Below are 18,575 nucleotides of genomic sequence, written 5' to 3' on the forward strand. Positions count from 1 at the left end.
CCCACCGGCCCGGCGCGCCATTCCATGCGCCGGGCCGGTCACGCCGCCGGGCCGGTCACCCCATTGCGCCACCGCGCGCGTGGGCTACTATCCGCGGAACCGGCGCGTATCCGTTCCCCGCACTCATTCCCCGGCGCGCCCGGCGTGATTTCACCCGGCAGGGTTTCACCCAGCATGGTTTCACCCAGCATGGTTTCACCCCGCATGGTTTCACCATGAGCGTACGTAACGCCGGCCGTCCCGGCATTCCTTCCGGCGAACCGCATGCCACGGGCGCCCATCGCGCGCCGGGGACACCGGACAACCGGCCGATCTGGATGCTGGCCGTCTCGTAGACGATTGTCTGGGCCGGCCTCTATTATATGTTCCCGGCGATGATCCTGCGTTTCGAGGCGGCGACGGGGCTGGCGCGCACGGACCTCTCGGCCGTCTTCACCCTATCGATCGGCTTCTCGGCGCTTTGTTCCCCGATCGCCGGACGGTTGATCGACCGGGGACACGGCCCGCGCGTCCTGGCCGGAAGCGCGGGCCTCGGCGGGGTCGCGCTGGCCGGACTGGCGGTGGCGGACGGCTTCTGGTCCTTCGCCGCGCTCTGGGCGGTGATCGGCCTGGCGATGGGCGGGGCGCTTTACATCCCCTGTTTCTCGTTGGTGACGCGGGCGCGCGGCCCGGGGGCCCGGCGCGCGATCACGCTGATCACCCTGGTCGCCGGTTTCGCCGGCACCCTCGCCTTCCCGTGCGCGCATCTGTTGAGCGATCTACTCGGCTGGCGCGGCCCCTTGATCGTCTTCTCGGCCCTGATCCTGGGAATCGCGCTGCCCTTGGCCGGGATGGCGGCCCGGCGCCTGGAGGCGGAATATGCGCCGCGCGGCGTGCCCGCCGATGAAGCCCATGAGACCCACCCCACGGAACCGGATCGCGGTCTGCGCTATATGACGCACCCGTCCTTCTGGTTGCTGGCCGTCTGTTTCGCGGCTCTGGCGCTGACGCATGGGATTTGCGTCACCCATCTATTGCCGATCCTGGAGGAACGGGCGGTCGACCCGGATATCGCCGTCCTGGCCGCCGCCGCGATCGGACCGATGCAGGTGCTGGGGCGGCTGGCCATGCTGGCGGTGGAGCATCGGGTCACGAACCGCGCCATCACGCTGGCCTGCTTCCTGGCCTTGGCGCTGGCCGTTCTGGCGCTGATGGCGGCGGCGGCGACCCCGCTGATGCTGCTGCCCTTCGTCGCGCTGCTTGGAAGCGGCGCCGGCGTCTCCAGCATCATGAAACCCGTCGTCACCCGGGATATCCTGGGGGAAGAAGGGTTCGGCGCCGTCTCCGGCGCGCTGGCGGTGCCGTTCCTCGCGGCCTTCGCCCTGGCCCCGGTCGCGGGCGCGCTGATCTGGCGAACCGGCGGTTACGACCTGGTTCTCCAGACCCTGCTCGCGGTCAGCGTGATCGGCCTCACGGCTTTCGCGTTCGCCAGCCGGAAAGGCCGCGAGACCTAGCCGGCGGCGTCTTCCGCGTCCTCCTCCTCGCCGTCATCCTCACGCAGCGCATCGGCGAGACGGCGCACATTGACCTTGGCGGTCAACCCTTCCTCGATGGCGAGCAGGAAGGATTCCTTGATCTCGCCCAACGCCTCGCCGCACAGCGCCAATTGCTGGGCGGCGGGGGTTTCCTGCTTGTCGTTCGGCAGCGCACCGAGCTTGTCGGTCACCGCCTTCTGCGCGCGCACCAGACCTTCGATCCGGGCGGGGCCGTCCTCCTCCGAAATCGCGATCGTCTGCTCGCTCGACAGCTCGCCCGCCATCGCGAACAGGGCGTTACGCACCATCAGTTCCCCGGACGCGTCGATCTTGCCCGCCACGAGCCGCAGGATCGGCGGGATATTGTTCAACAGAATGGATTCGATCTTTTCCGACATGGTCTCGAATGGCTCCCCGGCTACAAACCCCTATTTCCCCGCCCCGATGTCGAGGTATCGGGCCGGGGCGTCAAGCCCCCATGAGTCCGGCCACCCGTCACCACCCCCATCGGCGCCCTTTTATTCCCCCGCCGTCACGAGTCTTTTGCGCGCGCGATCTCTTGCCTTCCCCGCGCGGTGGATCGATAGTTCGCCCGTCCGCGCGCGGCCCTCGGCGGAGGGCCCGCCTCGAAAGGTCGATGCCATGACATCCCCCTCCCATCCGGCGGCCGCCCCGTGGCGCACGCCGCTGATCGTCGTAATTTGCGGCTGTCTCATCGCGCTCGTCGGGTTCGGCGTGCGCTCCTCCTTCGGCCTGTGGCTGGAGCCGATGACGCTCGCCAAGGGCTGGAGCCGGGAGACCTTCGCGCTCGCCATGGCAATCCAGAATCTGTTCTGGGGCCTCGGCCTGCCCTTCGCGGGCGCGCTGGCCGACAAGTTCGGCGCGCCGCGCGTGCTCGCCGTGGGCGCGCTGCTCTACGCCGCCGGGGTCGCCGGCATGGCGGTGAGCGACAGCGGCCTCGCCTTCCAGATGACCGGCGGCGTGCTGACCGGACTGGGCGTCGCCTTCACCGCCTTCTCGATCGCGCTGGCCGCGATGGCGAAGGTCGTGGCCCCGTCGCGGCGCTCGCTCGCGCTCGGACTCGGCACGGCGGCGGGATCGGCCGGTCAGGTCGTGTTCTCGCCCTTCGGCCAGGCGCTGATCGCGGGCATCGGCTGGCACGACGCGCTGTTCGTGGTGGCGGCGACGACGCTGCTGGTGATCCCGCTCGCCTTCATCCTGCCCGGCGCATCCCAGGATGAGAGCGACCCGCTCGCCGACATGACGATCGGCGGTGCCTTGCGCGAGGCGCTGAGTCATCGCGGCTATGTGTTGCTGACCGCCGGTTTCTTCGTCTGCGGATTCCACATCGCCTTCATCACGGTGCATTTCCCGGCCTATGTCACCGGGCTCGGTCTCGACCCCGCGATCGGCGCCTATGCGCTGGCGCTGGTCGGGCTGTGCAATATCGTCGGCGCCTTCGCCAGCGGCGCCTTCGGCCAGCGCTGGTCGAAGCGCTCGGGCCTCTCGGCCATCTATTTCGTGCGCGCGATCGCCATCACGGCCCTGCTGCTATTGCCGAAGACGGAGGTTACCATCCTGGTCTTCGCCGGCGTCATGGGGCTGCTGTGGCTTTCCACAGTGCCGCTGACGACGGGAATCGTGGCCCAGGTCTTCGGCATGCGCTACATGGCGACGCTCTTCGGCATCGTGTTCCTCAGCCACCAGATCGGCAGTTTCCTCGGCGTCTGGCTGGGCGGCTATCTCTACGACACGATGGGCACCTACGATCCGGTCTGGTGGGCCGGCGTGGTGCTGGGGCTGATGGCGGCCGTGATCCATCTGCCGATCGACGAACGGCCGATCGTGCGCGCGGCCCGGCCCGCGCCTGCCGCCTGACTCGCCTGGAACGGATGGTCAATCCCCCGTCCGTAGCCGTCCCGCGACCGGCTGCGGGCGGGGCACCGGCAGGAGACGCGGCCGCATGACCGGCCGCGTCCGCGCCGGGGTCGGCGCATAGACCTGCTTGCGCGCCTCGATCACCAGGACACCGCCGACGGTGTTGAACCAGCGCCGGCCGATCCGCTCCCAGGCGGGGGCGGCGTGCAGCAGCATCGGCCAGCGCACCGGCGGCACATAGAGGGCCCGGCTGGTGTGGGTCGGATCGAATTCCCCGTCCCGTAGCAGGCGCTGGAACTGGGCGCGGCTGAAGGGTTTTCCATGCCCGAAGGGCGTGCGCTCGCTGCGCGCCCACAGGCCCCGGCGCGCCGGCACGACCGCCAGCAGCCGCCCCGCCCCGTTTAGCACCCGCCAGCATTCGCGCATCAGGTCGCGCAGATGCTCGGTATTCTCGACCGCATGGACCAACAGCAGCCGGTCGATCGACATGTCCGCGAAGGGCAGCGCCGTCTCGTCCGCCAGCGCCACGCGGTTCGGCTCGCCGCGCGGCCAATGGGTCACGCCCTGATAGGCGGGCATCACGGCGATCAGCCGCTCCGCCTCCCCGGCGAACTGCTTCATATAGGGCGTGGCATAGCCGACTCCGGCCACGACGTCCCCGCCGACATCCGGCCAGACACGCCGGATTTCCAACCGGATCATATGGCGCGCGGTCTTGCCGAGCGGTCCGCGATAGAACTCGTTCAGATCGACGACATCGGTCCACATGATCCCGTTTCCGATCGCTTCGCCCACCCGCCGGGCCCCGACTTGCCATGCCCCACCCCTTAAACTCGCGCCGAGGCGCATTAGGTGGGGGGTCGGGACGACGGCGCCGGAATGGTGCCGCCTTTATCTCCCACGCGACGCGAGAATACCATTCCGGCACGTCCGGAGAAACCGAACGGAGCGACAGCATATGACGATCAAGACCAAGGCCCGCGCCCCCTTCCTCCACGCCGGCCCCTTTCTTCACGCCGGCCCCTTTCTTCACGCCGGCCCCTTTCTTCACACCGGAATGGCCCTGGGGGGCGCCGCGGTGATCGCGCTCGGCCTCGGCCTCGCGCCGGTTCCGGCGGCGGCCCAATCCGCCAATCAGGACAGCACCGCCCAACAGGGGCAGCAGACCCAGCAGATCGACATCTCGGACGCCAAGCGCGAGAAGATCGAGCGTCTGCTGGATCTGACGCGGGTCGACAGCACCGTCGAGACGATCAAGCCGCTTGCCGCCAAGCAGATGAACGCGATGCTGGAGAAGCGCGCCCCCGACATGGGCCAGGCGAAACGCAAGCAACTGCTTAAGAGCGTTTCCACCACCTTCGACGCCGGCAGGGACGAGCTGACCCAGGCGCTGGTGCCGGTCTATGCCAAGACCTTCACGGACGATGAGCTGGACCGCCTCGTGGCCTTCTATGACACGCCCGAGGGCCAGGCCATCGCCCAGAAGATGCCGCAGGCCGTCGGCATGGCGCGCCAGATCAGCCGCCAGTGGAGCCAGCAGATGGCCCAGCAAGCCTTCATGGAGGTGAAGAAGAACGCGGAGGATCTGGGCTACAAGCTCTGATCGCCCGGTTTCCGGACGGACGCGCGGCCCCGGCGACCCTTTCGCCCGGGGCCGCGCGTGTTAGAATGCGGCGGTGTCCTTATCGGGGGGGCCGCATTCCATCGATTGGATATCGCCGACCATGCCCGACGAGGGGCGCGAGCGGGAGTAGATGTAGCCGATGAGCCTCGATGTTCGACAGATTCCGGTCCTGAACGACAATTACGTCTATCTCGTACGCGAGAGCGGGACAGGCGCCGTCGCCGTCGTGGACCCGGCTGTGGCGGAACCCGTGCTGCGGGAGGCCGACAAGCTCGGCTGGACCATCACCCATATTCTGAACACCCATCATCACGGCGATCATGTCGGCGGCAATCTGGAAATCCAGCGCGCGACCGGCTGTCATATCGTCGGCCCGCGCGCCGACCGCCAACGCATTCCCGGCATCCAGACGGAGGTGGGCGACGGCGATATCTATGATTTCGGCGCCGCGCGGGCGCGCGTCTTCGACGTGCCGGGCCATACGCGCGGCCATATCGCCTATTGGTTCGAGGCGGAGGATGTCCTCTTCCCCGGCGACACGCTCTTCGCGCTGGGCTGCGGCCGGCTGTTCGAGGGCACGCCCGCGCAGATGTGGGAGAGCCTGGGCAAGCTGAAGCGCCTGCCGGACGGCGTGCGCGTCTATTGCGCCCATGAATATACCCAGGCCAATGCCCGCTTCGCCCTGAGCCTCGGGGAGGACAACGCCGCGCTCGCCACCCGCGCGAAGGAGATCGACGCGACCCGCGCCGCCGGCAAGCCGACCGTGCCCTCGACGCTGGGCGAGGAGAAGCGCACCAATCCCTTCCTGCGCGCGGACGACCCCGCGCTTGCCCAGGCGATGGACATGGTGGGCGCCCCGCCGGTCGAGGTCTTCGCCGAGGTGCGTCGCCGCAAGGACAGCTTCTAACGCCCGCCCCATAAGTGGCGGGAACGCCGCCTTACAAGAACCATGGAAAGGAAACCCGTCGGTGAAGCTCTATTACAGCGCGACCTCCCCCTATGTGCGCAAGGTGCTGATCGCCGCCATCGAGCGCGGCCTGGACGACCGGATCGAGCGCCTCCCCACCGACGGTTTCGGGGAGGAGCACCGCCCGGCCAACCCGCTGGCCAAGGTGCCGGCCCTGGTGCCGGACGACGGGGGGCCCGCGCTCTATGATTCGATCGTGATCTGCGACCATCTGGACCGGATCGGCGACGCCCCGCGCCTCATCCCCGAGGGCGGATCGGCGCGCGACCGGGTGTTGCGCATCCACGCGCTGGGCCAGGGGATGACCGACGCGGCCCTGCTGCTCCAGGTCCAGCGGGTGCGGGAGCGTAAGTCCGGCCAGCCCCTGCCCGACGATTGGTGGCACGAGCGTCAGCGTCAGGCGATCCACGCCGGCGCCGACGCGCTGGAGGCGGAGATGGGCGCGCTGGAAGGCGAAATCGACCTGGGTCAGATTTCCGTCGCGACGGCGCTCGGCTATCTCGATCTCCGCTTCGACGAATTGCAGTGGCGCCAGGGGCGGGAAAAGCTCGCCGCCTGGTACGAGACCTTCGCCGCGCGGCCGTCCATGGCCGCGACCGCCCCGCCCCCGGCCTGAGGCGGTTCGGCCATGCGGGACGCGCGCGCGATCGTCGAGCATCTCGGCCTTGAACCGCATCCGGAAGGCGGCTGGTTCCGCGAGACCTATCGCCACCGGCCGGACCCGGACGGACCGGGAGCCGACGCGCGCGGCGCGATGACCGCGATCTACTATCTGCTGGAGGCGGGCGACCGCTCCCATTGGCACCGGGTGAGCGACGCGGACGAAATCTGGCATTTCCATGCCGGCGCGCCGCTGGCGCTCACCCTCTCGCCCGATGGCGTGGAGGCGCAGGCCCATCGCCTCGGCCCCGACCTGATGGCGGGACAGACGCCACAGGTGCTGGTGCCCAAGGGATGGTGGCAGGCGGCGGAGAGCCTCGGCGACTGGACCCTCGTCGGCTGCACGGTGGCGCCCGCCTTCTCCTTCGACGGGTTCGAGATGGCGCCCCCCGATTGGCGTCCCGGCATGGACCAACCCAATACGGATCGGAACGGCGGTGGTGGCTGAGGCGCCCGCCGCCGATCCCAGGCTCGCGGCGCTGGCCCATGCGCTCGCGCCGAAGGGATTGATCGCGCGCGGCGGCTTCCACCCCACGGCGGAGGACGGCCTGGACGCCGCCACCGTGGTGATGATCGGCAATGCGGGCCCCGCCCTGTGGCGCGTGTTCGAGGGGGTGGCGGCGCGCGATACCGATCCGCATCCGATGGACCGCTGGACCCGCGCGGTGATGGAGGATGTGGCGGCGCTTTTCGGGGCACGCGCGCTCTATCCCTTCGGCGGGCCGCCCTATCACCCCTTCCAGCGCTGGGCCATGCGGGCGGAGGCGGTGCATCCCTCCCCTCTCGGTCTGTTGATCCATCCGGATTACGGGCTGTGGCACGCCTATCGCGCGGCGCTGCTGTTCCGGGAGCGGCTGGCCTTGCCGCCCCGCGATAGACGGCCGAGCCCTTGCGAGAGCTGCGTCGCGCGCCCCTGTCTTTCGACCTGCCCGGTGGGCGCCTTCGACGCGGAGACGGGCTATGACGTGCCCGCCTGCACCGCCCATATCCGAAGCCCCGCCGGCACGGACTGCCTCGATCGCGGTTGCCGCGCGCGCCATGCCTGCCCGGTCGGCAGCACCTTCACCTATGACGACGCCCAGTCCGCCTTCCATATGGGCGCGTTCGAGCGGGCACGCTGAGTTGCTATAGAAGCGCCGCCACCCGCGCCCGCAATTCCGGCAGGACCTCGGTATCGAACCAGGGGTTCCGTTTCTGCCAATGGGTCGTGCGCCAGGACGGATGCGGCAGCGGCAGGAAACCGGCCGCCAGATGGCGGCGAAAATCGCGCACGCGCGCCGTCATGCTGTCCCGCCCGCCGAGATAGCGTTTCTGCGCGTAGGCCCCGACCAACAGCGTCAGCGCCACATCGGGCAGATGCGCGCGCAGCGCGTCGTGCCAGGCGGGCGCGCATTCCGGGCGCGGCGGCTTGTCGCCGCCCTTCGCGTCGCGGCCGGGATAGCAGAACCCCATCGGCATGATGGCGACGCGGCTCTCATCATAGAAAGCCGCGGGGTCGAGGCACAGCCAGTCCCGCAGCCGCTCCCCGCTGCGGTCGTCCCAGGGCACGCCGCTTTCATGCACCCGGGTTCCCGGCGCCTGACCGATGATGAGAAGCCGCGCGGTCTCCCGCATCCGCACCACCGGCCGGGGGCCGAGCGGCAGGTGATCCGCGCACAGGCGGCAACCGCGCACGGATGCCAGCAAATCGCTAAGGCCCGTGTCCCCGCCCGTCACGCCACGCGCGCCGCCAGCAACCGGTCCACCAGGGCCGGCACGGTCTCCCCCGCCGGGCCTTCCACCGTGTGGTGAAAGAAGCCGGAGCCGTCGGTCTCCTCCCTATTCATCTCGACCGTCAGGGGACAGCCATGCTCCCGCGCGGCCATCACGAAGCCGGCCGCCGGATAGACCGTGGCGGAGGTACCGATGGCGATGAACAGCGCGGCCTCGGCCAGCGCCGCCTCGATCTCCTCCATCGCGAAGGGCATTTCCCCGAACCAGACAACATGCGGGCGCATACCGCCGGCGAGGCCGCAGGCCGCGCATTCCGTCGCGACCGTCACGTCGTCGCGCCAGCCGCGCACATCGCCGCAGTGGGCGCACCGCGCCTTCAGCAACTCACCATGCATGTGGATCAGGCGTTCGGCCCCGCCACGCTCATGCAGGTCGTCGATATTCTGGGTGACGGTCAGCACCGGATGCGGCCAGATGCGTTCCAGCCGCGCGATGGCGTGATGGGCGGGATTGGGGCGAATCTCCCGGCGTTGCAGATCGCGGCGCCGGGTATTGTAGAAATCATGGACCCGGGCCGGATCGCGCGCGAAGGCTTGCGGCGTCGCCACCTCCTCGATCGAGACGCGGGACCAGAGGCCACCCTTGTCGCGGAAGGTGTCGATCCCCGATTCCTTGGAGATGCCCGCCCCCGTCAGAATCACGATCGGGCCGTCCACCCGTGCCAAGCCCAGCCGGTCAAGATCCGTCGCCATGGTCCCAGCATCTCCTTCCAATCCTTCTGTCACGAGCCCGAACATGGTACCAAGCGCCCCCGACGTCACAAGTCCACGAGAGGAAACCCGCATGGCCGCGCCGACCCGCCTCCTCTTCGTCTGCACCGGGAATATCTGCCGCTCCCCCTCGGCGGAGGGGGTGTTCCGCCACATGGCGGCGGCCGCCGGCCTCGCCGAGCGGGCGGCGGCGGATAGCTGCGGCCTCGCCTCCTATCATGTGGGGGAGGCGCCGACCCGCGCCGCGCAAGACGCGGCGTCGGCGCGCGGCTACGATCTCTCCACCCTGCGGGCGCGCCGGTTCGAGCGCGTGGATTTCGACCGCTTCGACCTGATCCTGGCGATGGATGGCGGCCATGAGGCGCAATTGCGCCGCATGGCCCGGGGCGATCAGGCCGCGCGCATCGCCCTCTTCCTCGCCGCCGCGCCGGACGCCGCCGCCCACGAGGTCCCGGACCCGTATTACGGCGGCCCGGCGAAATATGAATATGCCCTCGACCTGATCGAGGCGGGATGCCGCGGCTGGATCGACCGGCTGCAGCGGGCTTGACCCGGGACGGCGACACGACCGGCGCCCCCCTCGCACGCGCGCTGGAAGAGGCCCTGGGCGAGGTGCCCGCCGCCATGCGCGCCCTCGGCGCCGGGGCGGCGGGGCAGGTGCTGCTGCTGGAAATGGCCGGCGGGCGACGACTCGTCGCGAAGACGGCGGGCACCATTGGGTCGGACGCGGCGGGGCGGCTCGACCGGGAAGGCTGGATGCTGCGGGAACTCGCGCGGCTAAGCGACCTGCCCGTCCCGGCGGTGCATCACGCCGCGCCTGGCCTGCTGATCATGGACCATGTCGCGGGCGGCGGCGCCATCACCCGCGCGGCGGAGATCGACGCGGCCGATCACATCGCGGCCCTTCATGCCGTTCGGGGGGAAGCCTTCGGGCTCGCGCGCGATACGCTGATCGGTCCGCTGGACCAGCCGAACGGATGGGCGGCGCGCTGGCTCGACTTCTATGCCGAACGGCGGCTGCTGCCCTTCGGCCGCGCCGCGCTGGAGGCCGGCGGAATCGGCGCGGAGACCATGACTCGCATCGAACGGCTGACCGCGCGCCTCGACCGATATCTGGAGGAACCGCCCCATCCCAGCCTGATCCATGGCGATCTGTGGGGTGGCAATGTGATCGTGGCGCCGGCCGATGGGCGGGAGCGGATCACCGGCTTCATCGACCCCGCCATCCACTACGCCCATCCGGAGGTGGAACTGGCCTTCACCACCCTGTTCGGCACCTTCGGGGGCACCTTCTTCGCCCGCTATGCGGAGCACCGGCCGATCGCCCCAGGCTTTCACGACATACGCCGGGATCTCTACCTGCTCTATCCCCTTCTGGTGCATGCCACGCTGTTCGGCGCGGGCTACGGCCGCCGGGCCGACGCGATCCTGCGGCGCGCGGTGGGGTAGCGCCGAAAGGGGGTTAGAACACCGGCTCCGCCACCATGCGCAAGGGATAGTCGGCCTCCTCCTGATAGATCGGGCCGGTGGAGCTGAGGAAGCTGGAATAGAGGATGAACCGCTCCGCCGTGAAGCGCGTCGGCTCCGGCGCGTGGCGTTCGCGGATATAACGCTCCACATCCTGGATCGTCGTGTGACGCAGGCGCGCCAGCGTCACATGGGGGCAGTATTTCCGGCTTTCCGGTTTCAGGCCGGCGCGCACGACGGCCGATTCCACCTTACGCTGAAGATGGATGATGGCGTCGGTCTTGGCCACGCGCGCATAGACGCTGGCCGGCTTCCATTTACTGCCGAACCAATCCAACCCGTCGAGCGCCACATCGATTTCCGGGGCGTCGATCCGCTCCAGCGCATCGTGCACGTCGTGGGCAAGGCCGTGATCGATCTCGCCGACGAACCGAAGCGTGATGTGGAAGTTCTCGGGCGGGACCCAGCGGGCGCCAGGCAAGCCGTTGGAGATGACCCGCAGGCTTTCCCGAACCGCGTCGGGAACCGGCAGCGCGACGAAAAGACGAACCATGGGCGCGCTCCTTTACCGTCGATGGCGAAGCGTCCCGGGGCGGGCTCGTGCTAACTTCCTGCAAGGCCGCGCGAACCCTGGCGGGGCGCCCCTTCCCTTCCTTCATACCCGATTCTTCAGTATCCGATAGGGGTTTCCGCGTGGATTGCCTCGATTTCCCCAAGAACCTCTTGTGACAAGTCGAGATCGGCGGAGTCCAGCAGCACCTCCAACTGGTCCATCGTCCGCGCCCCGATGATATTGCTGGTAACGAAGGGACGGCGGTTCACGAAGGCGCACGCCATGGCCGACGGGTCCAGGCCGTGGCGCTTGGCGATATCGACATATTTCGCCGTCTCCCGGCGGGCGCGGTCGCTCAGATAGCGCTTGAACTCGTCGCCGAAAAGCGTGAGGCGCGCGCCTTCCGGCCACTGACCGTCGAGATATTTGCCCGACAGCACCCCCATCGCCAGCGGCGAATAGGCGAGCAGGCCCATATCCTCGCGCATCGAGACCTCGGCGCACCCGAACTCGTAATTGCGCATCAGCAGGTTATAGGGATTCTGGCAGGAAACGACGCGGGCCAGCCCCTCGCGCTCCGCCACGCGCGCGAATTCCATCATGCCCCAGGGCGTTTCGTTCGAGAGGCCGACGGTCCGCACCTTGCCCGCCTTCACCAGGTCGTCGAGGGCGCGCAGCGTCTCCTCCACCGGAATCGGATCGTCGTCCGCCTGATGCCTGTAGTTGAGCGCGCCGAAGGTGTTGGTCTTCCGATCCGGCCAGTGCAATTGATAGAGGTCGATATAGTCCGTGCCCAGGCGACGCAGGCTTCCCTCCACCGCCTCGGTGATCGATTGCCGGTCGAGGCGCGTCTCCCCACCATGCAGGTGCGGGCGCAGATAGGAAAGCTTCCCGGCGCGACCCGCGACCTTCGTCGCGATGACCAGATCGCCGCGCTTCGCCTTATTCTCGGCGAGCCAGCTCCCCAGGATTTCCTCGGTCCGCCCGGCGGTCTCCTTGCGGGTGGGAACGGCATACATCTCGGCCGTGTCGATGAAATTGACCCCACGCTCGATCGCGCGGTCGATCTGGGCATGGCCGTCGGCCTCGGTATTCTGCTCGCCCCAGGTCATGGTGCCGAGGCAGATCATGCTGACCTCGATATCGGTGCGGCCTAGCTTACGATATTCCATGCGCGCGGGTTCCTTCGCGAATAAGAGGGGGGAGAATGGGTGGATTTTCCGAAAGGCCCTACCGGCCGCGCCGTCAGAAGAAGAGCGTCAGCACCCCGGTATAGCCATAGAGCCGGTCGCGGCTGATCTCGCCATTGGCGAAGAAGCCGACCAGGGGGATATCCCCGAAACACTCCGCGATCAACTGGTGCTCGCGCTCGGGCGCGCGGAATTGATGCGGCCCCCGCGCCGCGCAGGAGACATAAAGCCCGCCGCGCACCGGCCGTCCCCCGACGCGCCGCTTCAGATCGGCCAGCATGCCGCGCATGTCCTCCACCGCCGCCTCCGTGCCGCGGCGGCAGAACAGCACCTTGTCCCCCGCGGAGACGGCCTGGCCGATGGCGATCGCGCCATGGCCCATGTCGATCCCCGTCAACGGCCGTACCATGTAGTCCCGCCGGTCGGAGCCCGGCACCGGCAGGGCGGAGAAGATCCGCCCGGCGCAATCCTGGAGATTGCTCGCCAGGGGCTCCCCGATATCGCGCTTGAAGACCTCCAATGCCGGACGGTCGTCAAGCTCCAGGATAACCGGCCCCTCGGCGCGGGTGACCGCATGCACCGGGCCGATCGGGCTGCACCCCTGGGTCAGAGCGGTCTGCAGCGGCGTGCGTTCCGGCGCGATCATCACCCCGCTCAAACCGCCGCCGGTCGGCCCGTCCGCCAGTTGCGCGGCCGACCCGCTGGCGCAGGCGAGCCCACCGACCAGATAGCCGTCCGTCTCCTCCACCAGATCGCGGATCAGCCCCGGAACATAGGCGTTCGCGCCATCCGCATGCGCCACGATCAGCGGCGCCGTCGTGGTCGCCAGCCAGTCGGCATGCGCGCGGGTGACGCCGTCGGTCTCCTCCTCCACGCCGTCGAAGACACGGAAGGCATCCTCGGCGATGGGCAGAACCATGGCGGCCATGGCCGGCACCTCCACCGCCTCCATGCCGGTGGCGATGACGCCATGCCCAACCGTGCCGACCCAATGCGGGACACCGGTCGATTGCCGCAGGAATATCTCCATATCCTTCAGATAGGCGGCGAAGGGCGGGGTGACATAGAGGATTCCAAGCCGATAGCCCTGATCGAGCGCGCCCAGCCGCCGCACCAGGGCGCCGGCCGCCACCTGCCAATTGTCCCCGGCCGCGTAGGCGGAGCGGATCGGGGCGGTGCTCTCGCTCTCCGCGTTCGAACTCATCCCGACGCCTGCCCGCGCGAAAGCGCGCCGGCGCGCTTCAACGCTTCCTGGACGCTGGGCAGGATATTCTCGACCACGACGTCCACGCCCTCGGCGTTGGGATGCATGCCGTCGGACTGGTTGAGGGCGGGCCGCGCCGCCACCCCTTCCAGGAAGAAGGGATAGAAGGTGACGTCATGCTCCTCGGCGAGGCGGGGGAAGATGGCGTTGAAGTCCTCGCCATATTCCTTCCCCAGATTCGGCGGCGCCATCATGCCGGCCAGCAGGACGTGGATACCCGCCTTCTCCGCCTTCTCGATGATGGCCTTGAGATTGTCGTGGGTCTGGGTCGGGTCGAGCGCGCGCAACCCGTCGTTGGAGCCGAGTTCGAGCAGCAGAACGTCCGGGTCCTCGGCCAGCAGCCAATCGACCCGCGAGAGCCCGCCCTTCGACGTGTCGCCGGACACGCCGGCATTGACGACCCGCGCGGGCGTCCCGGCCTCGGCCAGCGCGCGTTCCAGTTCCGCCGGGAAGCTGTCCTGCTTGGACAGCCCATAGCCCGCGGTCAGGCTGTCGCCCAGCGCCAGGATCACCGGCTTCCCGCCGCCCTCCTGCGCGCGCGCGCCAGCGCTCATGGCCGCCCCCAAGCCCACCAGGACGACAGCCATCACGGCCGTCAACAAGCAGACAGCCAGGAATCCGTTGAAACCGTGCCCATCCGCGCCATATCGGCTCAAGCGCGCCACGCGCGCGCCACGGGTTCTACTCAAGGGAAATACCATGCCAGATGCCTCGCCGCGGCGAAATTCCGAGAGCGGGCCGACCGGCCCCATGATCTCGCTCCAGGACGTCCAACTTAGACTGGGGTCGGGGGCGGGAGAGGTCAATATTCTGCGCGGAATAGACCTCGCCGTCGGTCGCGGCGAGACGGTCAGCCTGGTCGGCCCCTCGGGCTCCGGCAAGACATCGATGATCATGGTGATCGCCGGGCTGGAACGCGCGACGGACGGACGGGTCGCCGTCGGCGGCCGCGATTTCGGCGGGTTGAGCGAGGACGATTTGTCGCTCTTCCGCCGCGACCATGTCGGCATCGTCTTCCAGAGCTTCCACCTCGTGCCGACCATGACGGCGCTGGAGAATACCGCGATCCCGCTGGAACTCGCCGGACGGTCCGATGCCTTCGCCCGCGCCGGGAAGATTCTGGAGGCGGTCGGCCTCGGCCACCGCACGACGCACTATCCCGGCCAGCTTTCCGGCGGGGAACAACAGCGTGTCGCCCTGGCCCGCGCCTTCGTGGCGGAACCCGATCTGATCCTGGCGGACGAGCCGACGGGCAATCTCGACGGCGAAACCGGTCAGCAGATCGTGGAACTGATGTTCGACCTCTCCCGCGCGCACGACACCACCCTGATGCTGATCACCCACGATCCGAAGCTGGCCGAGCGGTGCGACCGGGTCATCCGCATGGCGGACGGCCGCATCATCGAGGATGCGGGCGCGCCTTCCATGGCGGCGGCGGGCTAGGGTCGGGCGCATGACGACCAACGACACGTCACGGCCCGCCACCCTGCCCCTCGCCTGGCGCATCGCGCGGCGCGAACTGCGCGGTGGGCTCAAGGGATTCCGGGTTTTCCTCGCCTGTCTCGCGCTCGGCGTCGCGGCGATCGCGGGCGTCGGCTCGGTCGCGTCCTCGATCGAGGACGGATTGCGCCGCGACGCCAAGACGCTGCTCGGCGGGGATGTCGATTTGCGGCTTACCCACCAGACGGCGAGCGACGCGCAACTCACCTGGCTCGACGACAACACGGAGGCGATCGGGCGAACCGTGCGCATGCGCGCCATGGCGATCCTGCCCGACGGTTCCGACCGGCGTTTGGTGGAATTGAAGGCGGTCGACGGCGCCTATCCGCTCTATGGCGCGGTGGCGCTCGAAGGCGGCGGCGATATCCAGGAGGCGCTCAACCCCGTGGACGGCGTGCCCGGCGCGGCGGTGGCGCCGCAACTGGCCCGGCGATTCGATATCGCCGTCGGCGACCGGTTCCGGGTGGGGGAGCAGACCTTCCATCTCGCCGCCATCATCGCGCAGGAACCGGACGGCGGCACCCAGGCCTTCAATCTGGGCCCGCGCGTGATGATCGCCTATGACGACCTGCCGGCCACGGGCCTGGTCCAGCCGGGCAGCCTGATCCGCTATCACTACCGCGTGCGCCTCGCCCCGGAACAGGCGGTCGGCGATTGGATCGCGGCGTTGAAGGAACGCTTCCCGGACGCCGGATGGCGTATCCAGGCGCTCGATAACGCGGCCCCCAATATCCAGCGGTTCGTGGACCGGGTGGGGCTGTTCCTGACGCTCGTCGGGCTGACGGCGCTGCTGGTCGGCGGCGTCGGGGTCGGCAATGCGGTACGCGCCTTCCTGAACCAACGCACCGGGACGATCGCGACGCTGAAATGCCTCGGCGCGCCGGCACGCACGATCTTCTCGGTCTATCTCATGCAGGTGGGCGTGCTGGCATTGGCGGGAATCGCCATCGGCCTCGTCATCGGCGCGGGCGCGCCGATGGTGGCGGGTCCGCTGATCGCGGACCGCCTGCCGGTCGAGGCACGCCTCGGCTTCTATCCGGAACCGCTCCTGATCGCGGTGGGATTCGGGCTGCTGGTGACGCTCGTCTTCTCGCTCTGGCCGCTCGCCAAGGCCTGCGGCGTGCCGGCGGCCACCCTGTTCCGCGACGTGCTGACGCCGGTGACGGGCCGGCCGGGACCGCGAACCCTGGTGGCGATCGCGATCGGCGGGGCGGGCCTCGCGGGGCTCGCACTGCTGACGGCGGACGACCCGCGCGTCGCCGCCGGGTTCGTGGCCGGCGCGGCGGCGACGCTGGTCGCCTTCCGCCTCGCGGCCTGGGCCGTCATGCGCGCGGCCGCCAAGGCCCCCCGGCCGAAGGGCATCCGCCTCGGTCTCGCGCTCGCCAACCTGCATCGGCCGGGCGCGCCGACGGGCAGCGTGGTGGTCTCGCTCGGCCTGGGTCTTACAGTACTCGCGGCGGTCGCCCTGATCGAGGCCAACCTGAACCGGCAGGTGAACGAGACGCTGAAGGGCGAGGCGCCGGGCTATTACTTCATCGACATCCAGCCCGACCAGATCGAGCCCTTCCTGGAACTGACCCGCGGGTTCGACGGGGTGCGCGACGTGGAAACCGTGCCGATGCTGCGCGGGCGCATCACGGCGATGGACGGCACGCCGGTGGAGGCGATCGACCCGCCGCCGGAGGAAGCCTGGATCCTGCGCGGCGACCGGGGCATCACCTGGGCTCGCACCCCGCCCAATCAGGGCAGCGAGGTGGTCGAGGGCGATTGGTGGCCGGCGGACTACGACGGCCCGCCGCTGGTCAGTTTCGACGTGGAGGCGGCGCGCGCCTTCGGCCTCGCCCCCGGCGACACGCTGACGGTCAATGTGCTGGGCCGCGAAATCCAGGCGGAGATCGCCAATCTGCGCGCCATCGACTGGACCAGCCTGGGCATCAATTTCGTCATGGTGTTCTCCCCCGGCATGATGGAACGGGCGCCGCAAAGCTATATCGCCACCGCCTATCTGCCGCCGGACCGGGAGACGGAATTGGAAGCGGCGGTGGTCGATCGCTTCCCCAATGTCTCCGCCATCCGGGTCAAGGAGGTGCTGGAAAGCGTCAACGAGATTCTCGGCAATCTCGGCATCGCGGTGCGCGCCATCGCGGGCGTGGCGATCCTGGCCGGCATCCTGGTGCTCGCCGGGGCGCTCGCCGCCGGGCACGAACGGCGAATCTACGACAGCGTCGTGCTCAAGGTGCTCGGTGCCACGCGGCGCGACGTGATCGCGGCCTTCTCCATGGAATACGGCCTGATGGGATTGATCACGGCGCTGATCGCGGGCACCGTCGGCGCGGGCGCGGCCTATGTCGTGGTTTCCCGGATCATGGGGGCGGAGTGGATCTTCGTGCCGGAGGCGCTGGGCGCGACCGTGCTTCTGGCCGTCGCGGTGACGATCGGCTGCGGGTTGATCGGGACCTGGATCGCGCTCGGCCGCAAGGCGGCCCCGCTGCTGCGCAACGAATAACCGCCCGAACCCTAAGAATCGCGCGGTTTTCGACGGCGGCGCCCGTTGCAATCGGGCCCCGATCTGCCAATATAGGCGCAGGGATAAGAATGGGCCCGAGGCGGGTCCGAAAACGGGTCTGAAAACGGGCATCTCCAGGGACTGAAAAGGGGTTCGACGACGATGGCGCTTAATCCGAATCGCAACTACGCGGCGACCGCCGGCACCCAGACGGGCGCCGCGATCGACGAGGGGCTGCGCAGCTACATGCTGCGGGTCTACAACTACATGGCGCTCGGTGTCGCCGGTACCGGCGTGATCTGCCTCTTCATGGCCGCCAATCCGGCGCTGATGCAGACGATCGCCATGGGTCCGGCGAAGTGGGTGCTGTTCATCGCCGTGCTCGGCATGGGCTTCTTCTCCCACAAGATCGTGACGATGAAGAGCGTGGTCAGCGCCCAGATCTTCTACTGGGTCTATTGCGCGCTCTGGGGGCTGATGATCTCGCCGCTGATCTACGCCTTCCTGCAGTTGGAGGGCGGCGCGCTCGACATCGCGCGGGCCTTCTTCATCACCGCCGGCATGTTCGCGGGTGTCAGCATCTTCGGCTATGTGACGAAGCGCGACCTGGCGCCGATCGCCAAGTTCCTGTTCATGGCGGTCATCGGCCTGATCATCGCGGGCCTCGTGAACTGGATCTTCTTCGAGCCCTCGACCGAGTTCTCCATGGCCTTCTCGGTCATCGCGGTCCTTCTCTTCGCCGGCATGACGGCGTGGGAAACGCAGATGATCAAGAACATGTACGCGGAGCATTACGGTCAGGATGCGGTCTCGAAGATGGCGATCTTCGGCGCGCTGCAGCTCTATGGCAGCTTCGTCGTGATGTTCATCCACATCCTGAACATCATTGGCATCATGCGCAGCGAGTGATCGCGCGCATCGCCCGACGATCGCGTTAAGACAAACCGCCCGGCGGATCGCTCCGCCGGG

21 protein-coding genes are annotated in these 18,575 nt (G+C 68.7%); 12 read left to right on the forward strand and 9 right to left on the reverse strand.

Annotated features, from left to right (window positions below; all coding sequences use genetic code 11):
• Positions 1-38: 38 nt before the first annotated feature.
• Positions 39-206: a hypothetical protein gene (locus tag KAJ83_RS13050; RefSeq protein WP_210682533.1), complete on the reverse strand. Its 168-nt coding sequence runs from the start codon at positions 204-206 to the stop codon at positions 39-41.
• 132 nt (positions 207-338) lie between these two features.
• On the opposite strand from KAJ83_RS13050, the gene KAJ83_RS13055 reads away from it, so the two are divergent.
• Complete coding sequence (locus KAJ83_RS13055; protein WP_343222019.1) at positions 339-1,493, forward strand: MFS transporter; 1,155 nt, start codon at positions 339-341, stop codon at positions 1,491-1,493.
• Here the strand turns inward: KAJ83_RS13055 and KAJ83_RS13060 are convergent.
• Positions 1,490-1,912 carry a hypothetical protein gene (locus KAJ83_RS13060; protein WP_210682535.1) on the reverse strand — a complete coding sequence of 141 codons (423 nt, stop codon included), beginning with the start codon at positions 1,910-1,912 and terminating at the stop codon, positions 1,490-1,492. The genes KAJ83_RS13055 and KAJ83_RS13060 overlap by 4 nt on opposite strands.
• Before the next feature lie 244 nt (positions 1,913-2,156).
• Here KAJ83_RS13060 and KAJ83_RS13065 point away from each other — a divergent pair, with 244 nt between their 5' ends.
• Positions 2,157-3,392, forward strand: coding sequence for an MFS transporter (locus KAJ83_RS13065; RefSeq protein ID WP_210682536.1), 1,236 nt, complete (start codon positions 2,157-2,159; stop codon positions 3,390-3,392).
• An 18-nt stretch (positions 3,393-3,410) separates the two neighbouring features.
• Here the strand turns inward: KAJ83_RS13065 and KAJ83_RS13070 are convergent, their stop codons facing one another.
• The gene (locus KAJ83_RS13070) at positions 3,411-4,160 is read right to left on the reverse strand and encodes a methyltransferase domain-containing protein (RefSeq protein ID WP_210682537.1); all 750 of its coding nucleotides are present in this window, start codon (positions 4,158-4,160) and stop codon (positions 3,411-3,413) included.
• A 190-nt stretch (positions 4,161-4,350) separates the two neighbouring features.
• Between KAJ83_RS13070 and KAJ83_RS13075 the strand changes: the two genes are divergently transcribed.
• The 5 genes from KAJ83_RS13075 (at position 4,351) to KAJ83_RS13095 (ending at position 7,764) form a co-directional block, all read left to right on the forward strand.
• Positions 4,351-4,995 (forward strand): DUF2059 domain-containing protein, encoded by a 645-nt coding sequence (locus tag KAJ83_RS13075; RefSeq protein ID WP_210682538.1) that lies wholly within the window; start codon positions 4,351-4,353, stop codon positions 4,993-4,995.
• A 160-nt stretch (positions 4,996-5,155) separates the two neighbouring features.
• Positions 5,156-5,923, forward strand: coding sequence for a hydroxyacylglutathione hydrolase (gene gloB / locus KAJ83_RS13080; protein WP_210682539.1), 768 nt, complete (start codon positions 5,156-5,158; stop codon positions 5,921-5,923).
• Between the two features lie 61 nt (positions 5,924-5,984).
• Entirely contained in the window at positions 5,985-6,599 is a 615-nt protein-coding gene (locus tag KAJ83_RS13085) for a glutathione S-transferase family protein (protein ID WP_210682540.1), read from the forward strand.
• A 12-nt stretch (positions 6,600-6,611) separates the two neighbouring features.
• A complete protein-coding gene (locus KAJ83_RS13090; RefSeq protein WP_210682541.1) occupies positions 6,612-7,091 on the forward strand; it encodes a cupin domain-containing protein in 480 nt (159 codons plus the stop codon).
• Entirely contained in the window at positions 7,084-7,764 is a 681-nt protein-coding gene (locus KAJ83_RS13095) for a ferredoxin (protein WP_343222001.1), read from the forward strand. The genes KAJ83_RS13090 and KAJ83_RS13095 overlap by 8 nt, the downstream gene beginning before the upstream one ends.
• A 4-nt stretch (positions 7,765-7,768) precedes the next feature.
• On the opposite strand, the gene KAJ83_RS13100 is transcribed toward KAJ83_RS13095, so the two are convergent.
• Together KAJ83_RS13100 and KAJ83_RS13105 are read right to left on the reverse strand one after the other, a co-directional pair.
• The gene (locus KAJ83_RS13100) at positions 7,769-8,359 is read right to left on the reverse strand and encodes a uracil-DNA glycosylase family protein (protein ID WP_343222002.1); all 591 of its coding nucleotides are present in this window, start codon (positions 8,357-8,359) and stop codon (positions 7,769-7,771) included.
• Positions 8,356-9,108: an NAD-dependent deacylase gene (locus KAJ83_RS13105; RefSeq protein ID WP_210682542.1), complete on the reverse strand. Its 753-nt coding sequence runs from the start codon at positions 9,106-9,108 to the stop codon at positions 8,356-8,358. The genes KAJ83_RS13100 and KAJ83_RS13105 overlap by 4 nt, the downstream gene beginning before the upstream one ends.
• Before the next feature lie 91 nt (positions 9,109-9,199).
• On the opposite strand from KAJ83_RS13105, the gene KAJ83_RS13110 reads away from it, so the two are divergent.
• Both KAJ83_RS13110 and KAJ83_RS13115 read left to right on the forward strand, forming a co-directional pair.
• Positions 9,200-9,676 carry a low molecular weight protein-tyrosine-phosphatase gene (locus KAJ83_RS13110; RefSeq protein WP_210682543.1) on the forward strand — a complete coding sequence of 159 codons (477 nt, stop codon included), beginning with the start codon at positions 9,200-9,202 and terminating at the stop codon, positions 9,674-9,676.
• A complete protein-coding gene (locus KAJ83_RS13115; protein ID WP_210682544.1) occupies positions 9,673-10,575 on the forward strand; it encodes a fructosamine kinase family protein in 903 nt (300 codons plus the stop codon). The genes KAJ83_RS13110 and KAJ83_RS13115 overlap by 4 nt, the downstream gene beginning before the upstream one ends.
• A gap of 13 nt (positions 10,576-10,588) precedes the next feature.
• On the opposite strand, the gene thpR is transcribed toward KAJ83_RS13115, so the two are convergent.
• The 4 genes from thpR to KAJ83_RS13135 form a co-directional block, all read right to left on the reverse strand.
• Positions 10,589-11,146 carry an RNA 2',3'-cyclic phosphodiesterase gene (gene thpR, locus KAJ83_RS13120; protein ID WP_210682545.1) on the reverse strand — a complete coding sequence of 186 codons (558 nt, stop codon included), beginning with the start codon at positions 11,144-11,146 and terminating at the stop codon, positions 10,589-10,591.
• A gap of 116 nt (positions 11,147-11,262) precedes the next feature.
• Positions 11,263-12,318, reverse strand: coding sequence for an aldo/keto reductase (locus KAJ83_RS13125; RefSeq protein ID WP_210682546.1), 1,056 nt, complete (start codon positions 12,316-12,318; stop codon positions 11,263-11,265).
• A 73-nt stretch (positions 12,319-12,391) separates the two neighbouring features.
• Positions 12,392-13,540, reverse strand: coding sequence for an FIST signal transduction protein (locus tag KAJ83_RS13130; RefSeq protein ID WP_210682547.1), 1,149 nt, complete (start codon positions 13,538-13,540; stop codon positions 12,392-12,394).
• The gene (locus KAJ83_RS13135; protein WP_246484548.1) at positions 13,537-14,289 is read right to left on the reverse strand and encodes an arylesterase; all 753 of its coding nucleotides are present in this window, start codon (positions 14,287-14,289) and stop codon (positions 13,537-13,539) included. The genes KAJ83_RS13130 and KAJ83_RS13135 overlap by 4 nt, the downstream gene beginning before the upstream one ends.
• A gap of 61 nt (positions 14,290-14,350) precedes the next feature.
• On the opposite strand from KAJ83_RS13135, the gene KAJ83_RS13140 reads away from it, so the two are divergent.
• The 3 genes from KAJ83_RS13140 (at position 14,351) to KAJ83_RS13150 (ending at position 18,515) form a co-directional block, all read left to right on the forward strand.
• Positions 14,351-15,043, forward strand: coding sequence for an ABC transporter ATP-binding protein (locus KAJ83_RS13140; protein WP_210682548.1), 693 nt, complete (start codon positions 14,351-14,353; stop codon positions 15,041-15,043).
• A 10-nt stretch (positions 15,044-15,053) separates the two neighbouring features.
• Positions 15,054-17,606, forward strand: a complete 2,553-nt coding sequence (locus KAJ83_RS13145) for an ABC transporter permease (RefSeq protein WP_210682549.1) — start codon at positions 15,054-15,056, stop codon at positions 17,604-17,606.
• A gap of 162 nt (positions 17,607-17,768) precedes the next feature.
• A complete protein-coding gene (locus KAJ83_RS13150; protein ID WP_210682550.1) occupies positions 17,769-18,515 on the forward strand; it encodes a Bax inhibitor-1/YccA family protein in 747 nt (248 codons plus the stop codon).
• The last annotated feature ends 60 nt before the right edge of the window (positions 18,516-18,575 follow it).

It is taken from the genome of Marivibrio halodurans, assembly GCF_017963645.1.
In the GTDB taxonomy this organism is placed as follows: Bacteria; Pseudomonadota; Alphaproteobacteria; order UBA8366; family Aestuariispiraceae; genus Marivibrio; species Marivibrio halodurans.